The organism is Martelella endophytica (assembly GCF_000960975.1).
GTDB classification, from domain to species: Bacteria; Pseudomonadota; Alphaproteobacteria; order Rhizobiales; family Rhizobiaceae; genus Martelella; species Martelella endophytica.
In genome coordinates this window covers 2,166,596-2,182,942 of record NZ_CP010803.1, presented here as the reverse complement: position 1 = coordinate 2,182,942, position 16,347 = coordinate 2,166,596, and the positions used below count along the sequence as shown (strand labels likewise).

Genomic DNA, 16,347 nt, shown 5'->3' with positions numbered 1-16,347 from the left:
GTCCTATTCTGCCGCAATCAGGTTCTCAAGCGCCAAGGTGTGACCGGCCTTCAGTGTTTTGGTCCGGAGATAATCGACATTCTCGCGCGTGACCGTGCCGGTAACGCCGACCTGTCCTGTCACATCAATGCCATTTACGCGCAGCCCGTCAATCTTTGTCGGATTATTGGTGTGCAGAATCACCTGCTCGATGCCGAGGTGACGCAGCATCGCGGCGGCGGCCTCGTAGCGTCGGTGGTCGCTGGCAAGGCCCAGTTCCGCATCGGCGTCGATGGTATCGAGACCCTGATGCTGATAACCATAGGCGCGCATTTTCGCGCCGATCCCCGTGCCACGGCCTTCCTGGTCGAGATAGACAAGCACGCCGCCTCCGGCAGCCTGCAATTGCTTCAGGCCGTTGCGAAGCTGGTCGCCGCAGTCGCATTTGAGCGAACCGCAAAGATCGCCGGTCAGGCAGGAGGAATGGATCCGCACGGGTACGGGCGCACTCGTGTCCGGCTTGCCGACGATGATGGCGATCTGATCCTTCTGCGCCAGGCCGCCACGGAAGACAGCGAAATCGGCATCACCGATTTGCTTCAGCGGCACACGGGTGCTCACGACCTGCCGAAAATGCTGGCGGGCGGCATTGCTCGCCTTCAGCTGCGCCATATCGAGGGCCTGGCAGGCCGAAAAACGCCCGTTTCCGCTTTCGATCTCACAGGCGACCATGGCGGGAAGCAGCAGCGCCAGCCGCGCAATTTCGGTGGAGGCCGCCACAAGCGGATCGGCCGGCGCCCAGCTCTCAGGCTTTTGCGCGCCAAGCGTATAGGCAAGATGCGACGCTTCTTCGAAGCTCCTGCCGGCAAGCGGCACCGCTATGCCGCCGCTGGAGTCGATACCGAGGCGGTCGGCGCGCTCCTCGGTGAGGTAGAGGCCGTGGCGGTCGTCGCAAGCGCGGGCGAACTGATCAAAAACACTGGGTGAAACGCAATCGAGCGCAAGTGTCACGATCTGTCGGCCGCCTTCACGCAGCACCACAGGCCGGCCGAAACGCAGTTCGGCCACTGCGCGCTCCACAGCGATCTCCGGCGAAATGGATTGAAAGTCGAAAGAAGCGTCGTTCTTCATGTTGGTATCCCTCCTCGGCGCGCACCCCTTCTGAGGCCGTTAAACGGCGGTAGAAGGCGATCCGGGTCATTTTAGTTTCTGCAAATGAGAACGTTTCCTCTTCCCAAGTGGTTCAGTGTGCTGCAGAAAAAACAGGAATTGAAGTGCAACTTCGCGTGATCCGGAACAAAGGTCGCAACGTTGGCGTCTCAGGAATGCACGGATCACTGCGCCAGGGGAGAGAAGAGTGTCTGATCGAGCACCGTTGACGGATTCGGGCGCGCGCCTTCAAGCAAGAGCATTGTGGTTTCCCGAGGCGGGCCGGTGCGCCGTGCGCAGCGAAATGCTCGATCGTCCTCAGGAAGACGAAGCGCTTGTCGAGATGCTGTTTTCCGGCATCAGCCGAGGCACCGAGAACCTTGTCTTCCATGGCAAGGTGCCGGACAGCGAGCAGGAGCGGATGCGCGGGCCGAACATGGCAGGAGATTTCTCCTTCCCCGTGAAATACGGCTATGCGGCTGTCGGGCGGGTTGCGGAAGGCCCGGACGACCTGATCGGCCGGCATGTCTTCTGCCTCCACCCCCATCAGGACCGGTTCGTGGTGCCCGCCGCAATGCTGTCACCGCTGCCCGACGGCCTGCCGCCCGAGCGCGCCGTTCTCGCGGCCAACATGGAAACTGCGCTCAACATCGTCTGGGATGCTGGTATCCAGCCAGGCGATAGGGTTGCCGTCTTCGGTGCAGGAACGGTCGGTGCACTGGTCGCCTTTCTTGCAGCCTCGATACCGGCAACCGAAACGACGCTCATCGATCCCAATGATCGTCGTGCGGCCCTTGCTGAAAAGCTCGGGCTTGCCTTCAGCAGGGGCGGATACGAAGGCCCCTTCGATGTCGCGGTGAATGCGTCCGGATCGGACCAGGCTCTTGCCAGCGCGATTGGGGCAGCCGGCAAGGAAGCGCGGATCGTCGAAGCAAGCTGGCATGGGGCGGGAGAAACCGCGATCCCGCTTGGCGGGCGGTTTCATTCCATGCGGCTTTCGATCGTCAGTTCCCAGGTCGGCTCGCTGCCGCCGTCGCACCGCGCCCGCTGGACCTTCGCAAAGCGCCTGGCCAAGGCACTGCAACTTCTTGCCGATGCCCGTCTTGACGCACTGATCTCGGGCGACACTTCGTTCGAGGAAATTGAAACGGCCTATCCCGGCATCCTGTCGTCTCCCGGCACGCTCTGCCATCGCATACGCTACTGAGGAAAAACACTTATGTTTGCAGTCGAGGTTCGCGATCACATCATGATCGCCCATTCGCTTCCCCGTCCGGTCTTTGGCCCAGCGCAGGCCATGCACGGCGCGACCTTTGTTACCGATGCTGCCTTCTTCACCAATGATCTGGATGAAGATGGGCTGGCAGTCGATATCGGCGCGGCAACCACTGTTCTGGGCGAGGTCCTGAAACCGCTCAACTATCAGAACCTCGATGAGCTCGAGGCCCTCAAGGGCAAGGTGACGACGACGGAGGTGATTGCAAAATATATCTTCGACCAACTGGCTAGGGCCGTATCCGAAAGCCGACTGGGCCCAGGCAGCGGCAGGATTCGCAAGATCCGCGTCACCCTGCACGAATCCCACGCCGCCCGCGGCTGGTATGAGGCCGAGCTTTGAACCTCGTTTTCGCCTATCCCGGCGATCTTTCGCTTCGCACCGGTGGTTATGGCTATGACCGGCGCTTGATCGCTACCTTCGAGGCCGAGGGCTGGCAGGTGCGCCTCCTGCCGCTCGGCGATGGTTTTCCAGCCCCCACCGATGCCACAAGGCGTGCGGCGGAAGAGGCCCTCTCCTCGCTTGCCGATGGCCAACTCGTGATGATCGACGGCTTGGCCTTCGGCGTGCTCGACGACTTCGCCGCGCGCGAAGCCGGACGGTTGAGACTGGTCGCCCTGGTTCATCATCCGCTGGCGCTTGAGACCGGGCTCGGCCCGGACGAGGCGATGGCGCTGCGCAGGAGCGAGACCCGCGCGCTCGAACATGTCCGCCATATCGTCGTGACCTCGCCGGAGACGGCCCGTGAGCTTGAGACCGGCTTCGGGGTCGGCCGTGACAGGATCACGGTCGCCGTACCGGGGACCGATCCCGCACCGCAGGCCGCAGGATCGGGCGGAGTGCCGCACATCCTGTCCATCGGCTCGTTAACCCGGCGCAAGGGCCATGACATCCTCATTGCCGCATTGAAACAGATCGAGGATCTCGACTGGACCGCAACAATCGCCGGCAGTCGTGATCTCGATCCAAAAGCCGCCGCCGCGCTCGATCGACAGATCGGGGAAGCAGGTCTTTCCGGCCGTGTCAGGCTCGTCGGCGCCGTTGAAGATACCGACGCGCTTTATGCCGGCGCCGATGTCTTCGCGCTTGCAAGCCGTTACGAGGGTTACGGCATGGTCTTCGCCGAGGCACTTGCCCGCGGTCTGCCCATTGTTGCCTGCCGTGCAGGAGCCGTGCCCGACGTTGTTCCGCAGACGGCCGGAACGCTGGTGCCAGTGGATGACGTCTCAGCCTTCGCCGATGCGCTGAGAAGCCTTCTGTCGGACCATGACTTGCGCCGAAGCAAGGCGGCAGGCGCGAGAGCCGCAGGCGCCAGGCTTCCCGACTGGCGCGAGACCGGAAAAATCGTGTCGCAAATGCTGGAACGGATCGCATGAGCTTCGCCGCCGACTGGCTGACCCTGCGCGAACCGGCCGACCGAGCCGCACGCGACCGGGGTCTGGTCGACAAATTCGCCCGGCGTGTTGCGGCAAACGCCGCGCCGCTGATCATCGACATCGGTTGCGGAACAGGATCGACACTTCGAAGCCTTTCGGGCGACGTCGGCTCCGTTACAGAATGGCTGCTGCTCGACAATGATCCGCTTCTTCTTGAAGAGGCAGCGCGGCTCTGCGGCGCCGGTGAGCCCGTGACCTTCCGGCAGCACGACCTCAATGATCTCGGCGAACTGCCGCTCGACAATGCCGCCATGGTCACCGCATCAGCGCTCTTCGATCTCTGTTCGGAAGCCTTTGCGAGAGCCTTTGCCGAAACGCTCGCCGACCGGTCCGTCGGGCTTTATGCCGCGCTGAACTACGACGGTCGGATCGAATGGACGCTGCCCCACCCGGCTGACGACGCAATTCTCGCCGCCTTCAACCGGCACCAGCAGACCGACAAGGGGTTCGGCGTGGCGCTCGGTCCGGCGGCGACGGGGCGGCTTGCGACACTCTTCGGAGGCCATGGCTTCCAGGTTGAAACTGCGATCAGTCCCTGGCAGCTATCCCGGCGAGATAAAGCGCTACAGAAAGCCTTCATCGAGGGTTTCCGCCAGCCATTGCTAGAGATCGGCGAGCCCGTCGATATCGAGGACTGGATCGCCTTTCGACTTGCGGCGATCGACAGGCCCGACAGCCATTGCACGGTCGGCCATGTCGACCTACTGGCGCTTCCCGCCTGAAAGTGCGCAATCGAAAAGGATATCGCTGCCGAGACTGTAGATGTCGGCCGATGGACGCCGTGCCTCGACAAGCCGTGAGACCGGGGAAAGATTGAGACCGGCCGGGCCCGCACCGATGATCAGCGGCGAGATTGCGACATGCAGCCGGTCAACCTCATCCTCCTCGATGAAACGGGCAATGGTGCGCGATCCACCTTCCACGAGAATACGGTTGAGGCCACGACAGGTGAGCGCCTTGACGATATCGCTGGTCGCAATGCCATCGGCAGAAGGCGAAAGGCGGATGACCTCGGCGCCCGGCAGTGCCTGCTCGGTGGTGTGCGTGCTTGCGATCACGATCACCGACGCCCCGCCGTCATGGAAAAGCCCCTCGCTGCCATCGAGCGCGCCGTGACAGTCGATCACCACGCGAACCGGCGACGGGCCCTCAACGAGGCGCACGGAAAGCCGCGGATTGTCTGCCTTCACCGTGGTGACGCCGACGATGACGGCATCGACGAGCGCGCGGCAGCGGTGCAGATGGGCGAGGCCGTCCGGACCGGAAACATTCATGGCATCGCCGGAAGGCGTGGCAATCCGGCCGTCGAGCGACTGGCCGACCTGGGCGACGACGAACCGTCCGCGTGCTCCCGCGATTTTTCCGTAAAGCGATGCCGCCGGCCCATCCGGCGAGGCTGGTTCGCCATCGCGCATCGCCAGCAGTTGCCGCCAGGCTGTCTCGCTCAGTTCGACTGACCGCATGCGCTAGAGGATCCGGTAGAGTGTAAAATCGCGGCGGATCACATGGTGCATCAGCACCGCCCCCATATGCAGCACGAAGAGAACGGCAAGGATCCATGCGCTTGCCAGATGAATGCCCGAAAGCGTCCAGGCGATATCAGGCGACTTGCCGATCGGGCTCCAGATCGGCAGCACGCCGAACCAGCTGAACGGAAAGCCATGGGCATTGGTCGCAAGAAAGCCGCTCAGCGGCATGATGATCAGAAAGAGATAGAACAGGCCGTGGACCGAGGCCGCCGCAATGCGCTCGAGCCGTGGACCGTCTTCCGCCGGCGCGCGCGTCAGAAGCCGGTTGCCGACCCTCAGGAGCATCAGCCAGAGAACCAGGAAACCAAGGCTCTCATGGATCATGTAGAAGTCGAGCGAGACCTCGTTCTTCACGAACTTGATGACCATGCCGAGAGGCCAGGTCACCAGCACCAGCGCCGCAATCAGCCAGTGCAGGATACGTGTCGTCGCGGGAAAGCGCTCGACATTGATGGAAAGCCGCGATAGCGCGCCTGGCCCTGTGTTTTCGTTCAAGTTCCCCTCCTGATCTGCCGGCAGCCGCTGCGTTGAATTGCCACCATCGCGCCGGGTCAGAATGCAACGATAGCAGCGGATTGCGAGGGGGTAAATCGCGTGAGACGACATCGGATCGACAAACCGGAACGTATAAATTATCTATAAATCATGACACAATCGAAAACCAATGAAGAAACGCTCTCGGAGCGTATCGCCCGTGTTCTGGCCGACCGGATCATTTCGGGCGTCATCGGTCCGGGCGCGCGCCTGCGGCAGGACCACGTCGCGGCCGAGTTCGGCGCAAGCCATGTGCCGGTGCGTGAGGCCTTCCGCGCCTTGCAGACGCAGGGCCTGGCGGAGAATGAGCCCTGGCGCGGGTTTCGCGTTACGGAATTCGACATCGCCGAGCTTCGCGAGGTGGCCGAGATGCGCGCAAGCCTCGAATCACTCGCGTTGCGCCACGCGGCACCCAATCTGACACGGTCGATTCTCCAACAAGCAGAAGCAGTTAGCCGGAGCGGGGAACGGGCCGGCAATGTCCGAGACTGGGAAGCCGCCAACCGCAGGTTCCACAGCCTCATCCTCGCGCCGTGCGGCATGCCGCGCCTGCTGCGAACAATAGACGACCTGCAAGCCGCCAGCGCACGCTTCCTGTTTGCCGCCTGGCGCAGCGATTGGGAAGCGCGGACGGATCATGACCATCGCGCCATCCTCACCGCCCTTCGGGAGGGGCAGACCGAATTCGCCTGTTCGACGCTGGCCCGACATGTCGGATGGATCGGCAAACGAAAACCGGCCTCTAAAAATGCTGATTTGAGAGACACTTACGAGATTCCTGGATAATTATCTATAATCTTTGTTGATTAGTCCGAGCCACCTTCGAAATTATAGATTGTCAGAACAAACAATCTCCGAAGGACCGCCTCATGACATTGCTCAATCCCCCTTTGACGCGCTCGGCAGCGCTCTGGCGCAGCCTGGCAGCAGCCCTTTGCGGCGCGGCCATCATCACGATCGGCGCCAAGGTGCAGATTCCATTCTGGCCTGTGCCGATGACGCTGCATACATTTGCGGTGTTCTTTCTGGCGGCCGCTTTCGGCCCCCGGCTCGGCTTTGCGGCCATGGCCACCTATCTGGGCGCCGGTGCGATCGGCCTGCCGGTCTTCTCCGGTTCACCAGAACGCGGGCTCGGCCTCGCCTACATGGCGGGACCGACCGGAGGCTACCTGCTCGGCTATCTGCTTTCGACACTGGTGATCGGCCGGCTGGGCGCGGGACGCGGCCTGATGGGGCGGACCCTGGCCATGCTGGCCGGTCTTGCCGTGGTCTATGCTTTCGGGCTGATGTGGCTCGCCCACTTTGTGCCGGCATCCAGCCTGATCGCTGCAGGCCTTGCACCGTTCATTGTCGGCGACCTGCTCAAGATCGCACTGGCCTCGGGCCTGATCACAGCCCTGGTGAGCCTGAAGGAGCGCAAGGGATGACGAATTCCGAAATCAGGACCGACTGGACCATGAAAGAGGCAGAAGCCGTTCACGCACTGCCCTTTCCCGACCTCATTCACCGCGCTCAGACCCTGCACAGGACCCACTTCGATCCCTCGGCGATCGAGACGGCAAGCCTGCTCAGCATCAAGACCGGCGGCTGCCCGGAAGATTGCGGATACTGCTCGCAATCAGCCCATCACGAGACGGGTGTGAAGGCCACGAAGCTGATGGATGGCGACGACGTTCTGGCTGCCGCCCGCCGCGCGAAGGCCGCCGGCGCGCAGCGCTTCTGCATGGGCGCGGCCTGGCGCAGCCCCAAGGATCGAGACATGGACAAGCTGTGCGACATGGTGCGGGATGTGTCGGAACTGGGGCTGGAGACCTGCATGACCCTCGGCATGCTCAGCCCTGGCCAGGTCACCCGCCTGAAGGCTGCCGGGCTTGATTACTATAACCACAATATCGATACCTCGCCTGACTACTATGAGCAGATTTCTTCGACCCGGACGATGCGTGACCGGCTGGAAACGGTCGGCCATGTCCGGAATGGCGGGATCAGGGTCTGCTGCGGCGGCATTGTCGGCATGGGGGAGCGGGAGGAGGACCGCATCGCCATGCTGGTCACGCTGGCGACGCTGCCGGCTCATCCCGACAGCGTTCCGATCAACCTCTGGAACGAAATCGAAGGCGTGCCGGTGCAGGACAGGGCAAAGCCGGTGGACCCGTTTGCCCTCGTCCGCCTGGTGGCCCTCGCCCGCATCCTGATGCCGGCTTCCGTGGTTCGTCTGTCTGCAGGCCGCACGGGCATGAGCGACGAATTGCAGGCACTCTGCTTCCTTGCCGGAGCCAATTCCATATTTATCGGCGATCAACTGCTGACCACCGGCAACCCAGCCGCCTGGAAGGACCATGACCTCCTGACAAGGCTCGGCCTCCATATCGCCGCCGCCAGATACCCCGGCTCCCGCCCCGTCCCACAATAGCCCGCGATGATCAAGCGAGGCGGACGATCAGGGCGTCGCGCGCGGGGACGGAGAAATGGCCTTGATCGAGGTCGGCGTCGCGTGAAGCCCAGTGACGCACGCCGGCATGCAAGGCCTCGCCGTGACCGTCACGAATCATTCCCGACTGAGTGTCGCGCGTTGGGTTGACGATCCAGAGATAGCGGCCGTCCATGCCCTCGTGCAGGCGAACCTGCACTGCCGGGTTGGAACTGACGGTGTGCGGCCGCTTTCCGGTGAAGGCGAAGCAGCGGGCGAAGTACCGTTTTCCCGCATCGGACTGATCGCGGTAGTAGCCGACCGAGGGATGGGTGCCGACCAGAAGCGCGCGGCCCGCTCCGAATGTGTTTTCGACCATCGCGATCCGGGCATCAGCAAAGCGCGCCAGTTCCCGGCCGTCGGTCACGACATAGGATTGCAGAAAGCCGCCGCCCGTGGTCGAAACCCCGTCGAGCGAGAAGCGGATGCGGTCGCCGATATCCGGCATGAACTCGACCTCGTCCTCGCGCACGCCGAAGACGGTATCAAGCCCGTTATTCGGCTGCACCGTGCCGACCTTGCCGCGATCGCCGAAATAGCCGGGGCAGGCTTCCGACACCAGCGTGCCGCCGGCTTTCACCCAGCCGGCGAGTTTTTTCGCATTTTCGCTGGTCAGCATGATCGGATAGGGGAAGTAGAGCGCGTCATAGGCATCGATATCGTCGATATGAACCCAGTCGGCCTGGATACCGTTGTCGAAGAAGCCGCGATAGGCGCCCCACATGGCGGCCTGGTAGGTGTCGTAATTGCCCTCCTGGCTGAGAAGATAATCCCAGGCCTGCGTTTCCGGCGCGACCAAGATGCCGATCTCCCCCCTGACCGGCTTTGCCACCATAAGCGGCTTCTGTTCCGGCGCGTTGGTCCATTTGGCGATCTCGGAAGCCATGTCGGAGCGTGGCGTACGCGAACCGTCCATGCCGTAGGAGCCGAAGGCGCCGAACAGCGGGCCGTCGAGCAGCGGCCGGTAGCGCAGGTTCATCATGCCGCGCGCGCCGCCGGCAAACGAGGTCAGCGACCACAGGCGGATATCCTCCGGCTCGGCGACACGGGCATCCTCCTTGTCGCGGCCGACGACCTGCGGCTGCATCCACAGCGGCCCGCCCTGCCGTTCGGCATGCCAGAAAGGCTTGCCGCGGGCGGCCGCGCGGTTGAGATCGGCGGCATAGAAGCTGCGCCAGGACTGGTTGCCCTTGCGCGCGTGAATGAAAGTGTAGCCATAGACCTCGACCTTGGAGGCGGCGAGCCAGTCGTCGGAACCGCGCGAGGCCATGTCGGGAATGGCACCGGCGACGCCATGGGCAGCGATCAGGCAATCGCTGTCGACGGCACGGATGGTGTCGATGCGGAACTGCATCTGGCCATAGTAATTCTCGCGCTTGAAGGCCAGCCAGTCGAGGCATTCCGGATAGGGCGCGATCTGGCACGGCGGCTCGATATCGTCCCAATCGGCATAGGAGTAGCGATACCAGGCCTTTGCCAGCGTATCGAGATCGCCGTATTTTTCCCGAAGCCAGACGCGGAAGGCGGCTTTGGTGTAAGGGTTGTAGTCGACTGCCGGCGAATAATTGCACTCGTTCCAGACATCATAGCCGAGAAGCCCCGGATGGCCCTTGTAGCGCTCCGCGAGCGCCGTCAGGAAGGCGCCGGCGGCCGCCTTCACCTCCGGGCAATTCATCGTCAGCGAACCGGCACCGCCGCCATTCGGCGCGAAGCCACCGGTTGCCGCCGAAACGCCCATAGTCGCCGGCAGTTCGGTGCCATCGGCGCGCATCTGGCGGGCATGGGCATATTTGCGATAGGCCCAATCGGGAACGGTGTGGGTCAGCTCGGCGATGATGGTCTTGATACCGTGCTCGGCGGCAAGATCCATCTGCCGGTCATATTCCTCCCAGTCGTAAAAGCCGGGGCGGCGCTCGATCGCGCTCCACATGAACCAGTGACGGAAGACATTCAGCCCGTCCTCTGCCGCCACGCCATAGTCACGCTCCCAGTCCTCGCGCGGCGGGTTCGACTTGCGGAAATAGACCGCTCCGAACGGCGTCTGCATCGGCATTTTCGTCATGGTGTCCTCATCATATTATCTCGAAAGGGTCGGCGGTTTTATCCCGCGCCTCTCCTCGACTTGCGCCATACAGATGTGACGCCGAACTCCGGCGGGCTTCACCGCAGAGCCCCCAAAACCTTCTCGCCCCAGAGGGGAGAGATGTCGCGAAAGCGACAGTGAGGGGGGAGACCATCCTCGCGCTCGCCTTCGCGGACCGAAACGCTGCTTCACCCTCACTGCCCCTTTCGGGGCATCTCTCCCGCCAGCGGGAGAGAGTATTGGGAGCAAGCCGCAAGGCAGCATGCGGTTATCCTGCGTCGAGGGGCGAAGATCGCCGGCTCACAACCCCGCCAACGCCTCCAGCGTCTTGATCAGTGCTGAATGGTCATCATCGCCGTCGCCCCTGGCGATCGCGGCGTTCATCAGTTGCTCGGTCGCTGCCGAATTGGGCAGGGCGAGACCGATGTCGCGCGCGGCATTGACAGCAAGCGCCATGTCCTTGCGGTGGAGGCGAATGCGGAAGCCGGGCTCGAAGGTGCGTTCGATCATGCGTTCGCCGTGAACCTTCATGATCGTCGAGCCGGCGAAACCGCCCATCAGCGCCTCGCGCACCTTGGCAGGATCGGCGCCCGCCTTCTTCGCAAACAGTAGGCCTTCCGCGACTGCCTCGATGGTCAGCCCGACGATGATCTGGTTGGCGACCTTGGCGGTCTGGCCGTCACCGACCGGGCCGACATGGGTGATGGTCTTGCCCATGGCCTCGAATAGCAGCTTGCCGCGTTCGAAATCGGCCTCCGAGCCACCAACCATGATCGTCAGCGCCGCGTTCTTCGCCCCGACCTCGCCGCCGGAGACCGGCGCATCGAGATAGCCGCAGCCCTTTACCCCGATCCTTTCGGCGAAGGTCTTGGTTTCGACGGGCGAGATCGAGCTCATGTCGATGACCATCTTGCCTTCGGAAAGACCCTCCGCCACGCCGTTCTCGCCGAAGAGGACGGCTTCGACGTCCGGCGTATCCGGCACGATGGTAATGATGATGTCGGCGGCCTCGGCGACGGCCCTCGGCGTGTCGCAGGCAACCGCTCCATTCTCGACGAGGAATTCAGACACCGGCTTGACCCGGTTGACGAACAGTTCATGGCCGGCGTCGATCAGATGCGCCGCCATCGGGCGCCCCATGAGGCCGAGGCCGATAAATCCGATGTTCATGTGCTCACTCCTTAGCGCCAGGGCTTCATCCAGCCGAGGCCTTCGCTTGTGCCGGCGGCGGGCTTGTATTCGCAGCCGATGAAGCCGTCATAGCCCTCTGCATTCAGCATGTTGAAAAGATAGGGATAATTGATCTCACCCGTGCCCGGTTCGTGACGCCCCGGATTGTCGGCGAGCTGCACATGGGCGATCTTTGCCTTCAGACGCCGATACGTCTCGGCAAGGTCGCCCTGCATCACCTGCGTGTGATAGATATCGTACTGGATAAATAGGTTGTCGGAGCCGACGGCATCCAGAATGCGCTCGGCATGGTCCGTGGTCGAAACGAAGAAGCCCGGAATGTCGCGCAGGTTGATCGGCTCGAGCAGCAGCTTGACGCCAACCTCAGCAAGGCGCGGCGCAGCGTATTTCAGGTTTTCGACCAGCGTTTCCTCAAGCATTTCCGACGCAACGCCCCTCGGCGCGATGCCGGCAAGGCAGTTGACCTTCGGGCAGCCGAGCGCCTTGGCGTAGGAAATCGCCTTGTCCACGCCCGCCTTGAATTCCTCCACCCGGTCCGGCAGGCAACCGATGCCGCGCTCGCCGCCAGCCCAGTCGCCGGCCGGCAGGTTGAACAGCGCCTGCTTCACATTCGCGGCCTTCAGCGCGGCAGCGACTTTCTCTTCCGGGAAATCGTAAGGCCCCACATATTCGACCGCCGGAAAGCCATCCTTTGCGGCCGCTGCAATGCGGTCGAGAAACGGCCGGTCGGCGTAGAGAAACGAAAGATTGGCGGCAAATTTCGGCATCGAAAACTCCTCAGGCAACGTATCTGGTTCTGTGCAGCATGCGCTTGTTGCGCGGGTCCGGATTGGGCACGGCGGAAATCAGGCTTCTGGTGTAATCCTCTTGCGGCGCGGTGCAGATCTGTTCGGCACTGCCGAGTTCCACCAGCCGGCCCCGGTGCATCACCGCCACCCGGTCGCAGAAATAGCGAACCACCGAGATATCGTGGGCGATGAAGATGTATGAGAGGTCGAGGCGCTTTTGCAGGTCGAGCAGCAGATCGAGGATCTGTGCCCTGATCGAGACGTCGAGCGCCGAGGTGGCCTCGTCGGCAATGATCACCTTCGGATCGAGCGCAAGTGCACGGGCAATGCCGATCCTCTGCCGCTGGCCGCCCGAGAATGCATGAGGATAACGCTCCATGGCGGAGCGGTCGAGGCCGACGAGTTCGAGCAGGTCGCCGACCTTCTGCTCGATTTGCCGGCCTGACAGCTTGCCCTCGACCACCAGCGGATCACCGACGACCTGCTTGACGGTCATGCGCGGGTTCAGCGAGGCGAACGGGTCCTGAAACACGAGCCGCACCTGCCGGTGGAAGCCGCGCAAGGCCTGCTTGTCGAGCGTCGTCACCTCGGTCTCGGTGCCATCGCCGGGGCGATAGACGACCGAGCCGGACGTCGGGTCGAGGACGCGCAGGATCAGCCGGCCCATCGTGGTCTTGCCCGAACCGCTCTCGCCGACGATGCCAAGGTTTTCGCCACGCCTGAGATCGAAAGAAACGTCGTCCACGGCCCTCAGGATGAACCCCTTCTTGCCGGCACCGGCGCCAAACAGCTTGGTGAGATTGCGTACCGACAGAACGATATCGTCCCTCACTGCCGTCCGGCCCTCATCCGCAACGCGCGGCTTCTCGAGCCGCACCGTCGAAGACAGGAGCTGGCGCGTATAGGGATGGCGGGCATGATAGAAGATTTCGTCCACCGGCCCGCGCTCGACGATCACGCCGAAGCGCATCACCGCCACCTCGTCGGCAACCTCCGCGACCACACCGAGATCGTGCGTGATCAGCAGCATCGCCATGCCGCGTTCGACCTGCAGCCGCTTGATCAGGTCGAGAATTTCCGCCTGCGTCGTCACATCAAGCGCGGTGGTCGGCTCGTCGGCAATCAGAATGTCGGGATCGCAGGCGAGTGACATGGCGATCATCGCCCTTTGGCGCATGCCGCCCGAAAACTCGAAGGTATAGCGATCGATCATCGCCTCCGGGTTCGGAATTTCCACCTGAGAGAGGAGGTTGATCGTCTCCGCCCGCGCTTCCGCCTTGCTCATGTTGCGGTGAAGCCTCAGCGCCTCGATGATCTGGTCGCCGATCGTGTGCACCGGCGAGAGCGAGCTCATCGGCTCCTGGAAGATCAGCGAGATGCGGCCGCCGCGAATGGCGCGGATTTCCTTGCCCTCGTCCGGCAGCGCGTGGATATCGACCGGCTTGCCATCGGTATCCAGCACGATCGTGCCGCTGGTGATCCTTGCCGCCTTGTCGACGATCTTCAGCAGCGAGCGCGCCGTCACCGACTTGCCGGAGCCGCTTTCGCCGACCAGCGCCAGCGTCTTGCCGCGATGGAGATCGAAGGTCACGTCGCGAACGGCGTGGAGAATGTGCTGGCGAAGATGAAAATCGATGGACAGGTTCTTCACCTGCAGCACGGCATCACCGAAGCCTTCATGATCGTGAACGATGGTCTGGGGTGTCATCATCATCTCCCGTCAGCTGTCATAGGGATCGGCGGCATCGCGCAGGCCGTCGCCGAGGAAGTTGAAGGAGAGCACAGCGAGCACGACCGCGCCTGCAGGCCAGATCAGGAGCCACGGCGCCGTCGAAATGGTGCGAATGTTTTGCGCATCCTGCAGCAGCACGCCCCATGAAACGACCGGCGGCTTCAGCCCGACGCCGAGGAAGGAGAGTGCTGTCTCCGCGACGATCATGGTCGGCAGGGCCAGCGTGACGACCGCAAGAATGTGGCTCGTCAGCGACGGCAGGATGTGGCGGAAGATGATCCGCCGCTCGTTGGAGCCGTCGAGCCTGGCAGCGGTGACGAAGTCGTCGCCCCTCAGCGCGAAGAAGCGTCCGCGTACCTCACGGGCAAGCGCGGTCCAGCCGAGCAGCGACACGATCAGCGTGATCAGGAAATAGACCTTGAGCGGTGCGAGCGAGACCGGAATGGCAGCCGCGAGCCCTAGCCAGAGCGGGATGGTCGGCATCGCCGAGATGACCTCGATGATGCGCTGGATCAGCATGTCCACCCAGCCGCCGTAATAACCCGAGAGCGCCCCCATCACGACACCGAGCATCAGGCTGATCGAGACACCGATGAGACCGATCGACATCGATACGCGGGTGCCATAGATGACCCGGCTGAATAGGTCGCGGCCGAGCTTGTCGGCGCCGAGAAGATAGAACGGATCGTTCGCTTTCAGCGGTCCGACAAGGTGCAGATTGGAGGGGATAAGCCCCCACATCCTATATTCGGGTCCCCGCACGAAGAAGCCGATCGGCACGACTTTTGTGTCGTCGACAACGAAGGAACGGCGCAGCGATGCCTGGTCGATGGTGACGCTGTAGCCCTTCACATGCGGCAGGAACTTGCGTTTGCCGTCCTCGCCTTTGGCGAAGAAGGAGATCGTTTGCGGCGGAGCGTAGGAATATTGCGGACGGGCCGTCTGCGCCAGATTGGGAGCGAGAAACTCCGCGAATATGCCGATCAGATAAAGGCAAAGGATGACAATGCCAGCAAAGATCGCCAGCCTGTCCTTGGCAAATTTGTACCAGATCAGGGTCCACTGGCCCGCAGCAGCATCGCCATCTCTCGCCGCACCTTTTTTCAGTGGCGTGATCGCGGGACGATCCAGTGTTTCATGCTCCCTTGGCTCATGAAGCGCCGTTTCCTGGAAGATATTGTCGCTCATTGGTCAAACCTTATCCGGGGATCGAGCATCGCAAGCAGCAGATCGGAGATCAGCATGCCGATCAGGGTGAGAACGCCCATGAGAAGAATGAAGGAGCCGGCGAGGTACATGTCCTGCGAGATCAGCGCGCGCAGGAGAAGCGGGCCGGCCGTCGGAAGGTTGAGGACGATGGCAGTGATGGTGACGCCCGAGATCAGGTTCGGCAGCACCCAGCCGATCGCCGAGACGAACGGATTGAGCGCGATGCGTACCGGATACTTGATCAGCGCCTTCGTCGGATGCAGCCCCTTGGCACGAGCGGTAATGTAATAGGGCTTGTTGAGCTCGTCCGTCAGGTTGGCGCGCAATATCCTGATGAGCGAGGCGGTGCCCGCAGTGCCGATGACGATCACCGGGATCCACAGATGCGCCAGAAGATCGGTGAACTTGCCCCACGACCATTCGGCATGGGCATATTCCGGCGAAAACAGCCCGCCGACGCTCTGGCCCATGACCTTGTAGGAGAAATACATCAGCGTCAGCGCCAGGATGAAGTTCGGGATGGCGAGGCCGAGGAAACCGAGGAAGGTGAAAACGTGATCGCCGAGCGAATGACGCTTCACCGCCGAATAGATGCCGATCGGCAGCGATACGGCCCAGACGAACAGTAGCGACGCCACGGAAACGGCAAGCGTCGAGCCCAGCCGCTCCCAGATGAGCTCGCTCACCGGCCGCCCCCATTCGAAGGAATAGCCGAAGTCACCATGCAGCAGGATGCCTGAAATCCATTTGATGTACTGGATATAGGCCGGGTCATCGAGGCCGTAGGCTGCACGCAGGCGGGCGATCTCGGAAGGATCGACAGCCTGGCCGCTGTCGCTCATCGAGGCGAGAAGCGAGGTGATATAGTCACCCGGCGGCAACTGAATGATGACAAATGCGATCACCGAGATCCCGAACAGGGTCGGAACCATATAGATAATCCGCATGACGATATATCGTAGCATCAGCGT

Annotated in this window: 16 protein-coding genes; 7 read left to right on the top strand and 9 right to left on the bottom strand. The window is 62.6% G+C overall.

Going from position 1 to position 16,347, the window contains the following annotated elements; translation table 11 throughout:
* Nucleotides 1-3: 3 nt before the first annotated feature.
* Nucleotides 4-1,110, bottom strand: coding sequence for a GTP cyclohydrolase II RibA (ribA, locus tag TM49_RS09850; protein WP_045680921.1), 1,107 nt, complete (start codon nucleotides 1,108-1,110; stop codon nucleotides 4-6).
* Nucleotides 1,111-1,336: 226 nt separating this feature from the next.
* On the opposite strand from ribA, the gene TM49_RS09845 reads away from it, so the two are divergent.
* From TM49_RS09845 to TM49_RS09830, 4 genes are read left to right on the top strand one after another with little or no spacing between them, the layout of a single operon-like run.
* Complete coding sequence (locus TM49_RS09845) at nucleotides 1,337-2,335, top strand: zinc-dependent alcohol dehydrogenase (RefSeq protein WP_244464835.1); 999 nt, start codon at nucleotides 1,337-1,339, stop codon at nucleotides 2,333-2,335.
* 12 nt (nucleotides 2,336-2,347) lie between these two features.
* Nucleotides 2,348-2,746, top strand: a complete 399-nt coding sequence (locus tag TM49_RS09840; RefSeq protein WP_045680916.1) for a 6-pyruvoyl trahydropterin synthase family protein — start codon at nucleotides 2,348-2,350, stop codon at nucleotides 2,744-2,746.
* Nucleotides 2,743-3,780: a glycosyltransferase family 4 protein gene (locus tag TM49_RS09835; protein ID WP_045680915.1), complete on the top strand. Its 1,038-nt coding sequence runs from the start codon at nucleotides 2,743-2,745 to the stop codon at nucleotides 3,778-3,780. Before TM49_RS09840 ends, TM49_RS09835 begins: the two co-directional genes overlap by 4 nt.
* Complete coding sequence (locus TM49_RS09830; RefSeq protein WP_045680914.1) at nucleotides 3,777-4,562, top strand: methyltransferase domain-containing protein; 786 nt, start codon at nucleotides 3,777-3,779, stop codon at nucleotides 4,560-4,562. The genes TM49_RS09835 and TM49_RS09830 overlap by 4 nt, the downstream gene beginning before the upstream one ends.
* Here the strand turns inward: TM49_RS09830 and TM49_RS09825 are convergent.
* Nucleotides 4,542-5,303: a RibD family protein gene (locus TM49_RS09825; RefSeq protein WP_045680912.1), complete on the bottom strand. Its 762-nt coding sequence runs from the start codon at nucleotides 5,301-5,303 to the stop codon at nucleotides 4,542-4,544. The genes TM49_RS09830 and TM49_RS09825 overlap by 21 nt on opposite strands.
* 3 nt (nucleotides 5,304-5,306) lie before the next feature.
* Nucleotides 5,307-5,864, bottom strand: a complete 558-nt coding sequence (locus tag TM49_RS09820; protein WP_244464834.1) for a cytochrome b — start codon at nucleotides 5,862-5,864, stop codon at nucleotides 5,307-5,309.
* Between the two features lie 150 nt (nucleotides 5,865-6,014).
* Here TM49_RS09820 and TM49_RS09815 point away from each other — a divergent pair, with 150 nt between their 5' ends.
* The 3 genes from TM49_RS09815 to bioB all read left to right on the top strand — a co-directional run bounded on the left by TM49_RS09815 (nucleotide 6,015) and on the right by bioB (nucleotide 8,316).
* Nucleotides 6,015-6,689, top strand: a complete 675-nt coding sequence (locus TM49_RS09815; RefSeq protein WP_045680910.1) for a GntR family transcriptional regulator — start codon at nucleotides 6,015-6,017, stop codon at nucleotides 6,687-6,689.
* Between the two features lie 83 nt (nucleotides 6,690-6,772).
* Nucleotides 6,773-7,330 (top strand): biotin transporter BioY, encoded by a 558-nt coding sequence (locus TM49_RS09810; RefSeq protein WP_045680907.1) that lies wholly within the window; start codon nucleotides 6,773-6,775, stop codon nucleotides 7,328-7,330.
* Entirely contained in the window at nucleotides 7,327-8,316 is a 990-nt protein-coding gene (gene bioB, locus TM49_RS09805) for a biotin synthase BioB (protein ID WP_045680905.1), read from the top strand. The genes TM49_RS09810 and bioB overlap by 4 nt, the downstream gene beginning before the upstream one ends.
* Before the next feature lie 10 nt (nucleotides 8,317-8,326).
* Here bioB and TM49_RS09800 read toward each other — a convergent pair whose 3' ends face one another.
* The 6 genes from TM49_RS09800 to TM49_RS09775 all read right to left on the bottom strand — a co-directional run bounded on the left by TM49_RS09800 (nucleotide 8,327) and on the right by TM49_RS09775 (nucleotide 16,341).
* Nucleotides 8,327-10,435, bottom strand: coding sequence for a beta-galactosidase (locus tag TM49_RS09800; protein ID WP_045680902.1), 2,109 nt, complete (start codon nucleotides 10,433-10,435; stop codon nucleotides 8,327-8,329).
* A 321-nt stretch (nucleotides 10,436-10,756) separates the two neighbouring features.
* Nucleotides 10,757-11,626 carry a 2-hydroxy-3-oxopropionate reductase gene (locus TM49_RS09795; protein ID WP_045680899.1) on the bottom strand — a complete coding sequence of 290 codons (870 nt, stop codon included), beginning with the start codon at nucleotides 11,624-11,626 and terminating at the stop codon, nucleotides 10,757-10,759.
* Nucleotides 11,627-11,637: 11 nt separating this feature from the next.
* Entirely contained in the window at nucleotides 11,638-12,414 is a 777-nt protein-coding gene (gene hyi / locus TM49_RS09790; RefSeq protein WP_045680897.1) for a hydroxypyruvate isomerase, read from the bottom strand.
* 10 nt (nucleotides 12,415-12,424) lie between these two features.
* Nucleotides 12,425-14,143 carry an ABC transporter ATP-binding protein gene (locus tag TM49_RS09785; RefSeq protein ID WP_045685074.1) on the bottom strand — a complete coding sequence of 573 codons (1,719 nt, stop codon included), beginning with the start codon at nucleotides 14,141-14,143 and terminating at the stop codon, nucleotides 12,425-12,427.
* A 12-nt stretch (nucleotides 14,144-14,155) separates the two neighbouring features.
* A complete protein-coding gene (locus TM49_RS09780) occupies nucleotides 14,156-15,355 on the bottom strand; it encodes an ABC transporter permease (protein ID WP_045680895.1) in 1,200 nt (399 codons plus the stop codon).
* Nucleotides 15,352-16,341 carry an ABC transporter permease gene (locus TM49_RS09775; protein WP_045680893.1) on the bottom strand — a complete coding sequence of 330 codons (990 nt, stop codon included), beginning with the start codon at nucleotides 16,339-16,341 and terminating at the stop codon, nucleotides 15,352-15,354. Before TM49_RS09775 ends, TM49_RS09780 begins: the two co-directional genes overlap by 4 nt.
* Nucleotides 16,342-16,347: the final 6 nt, after the last annotated feature.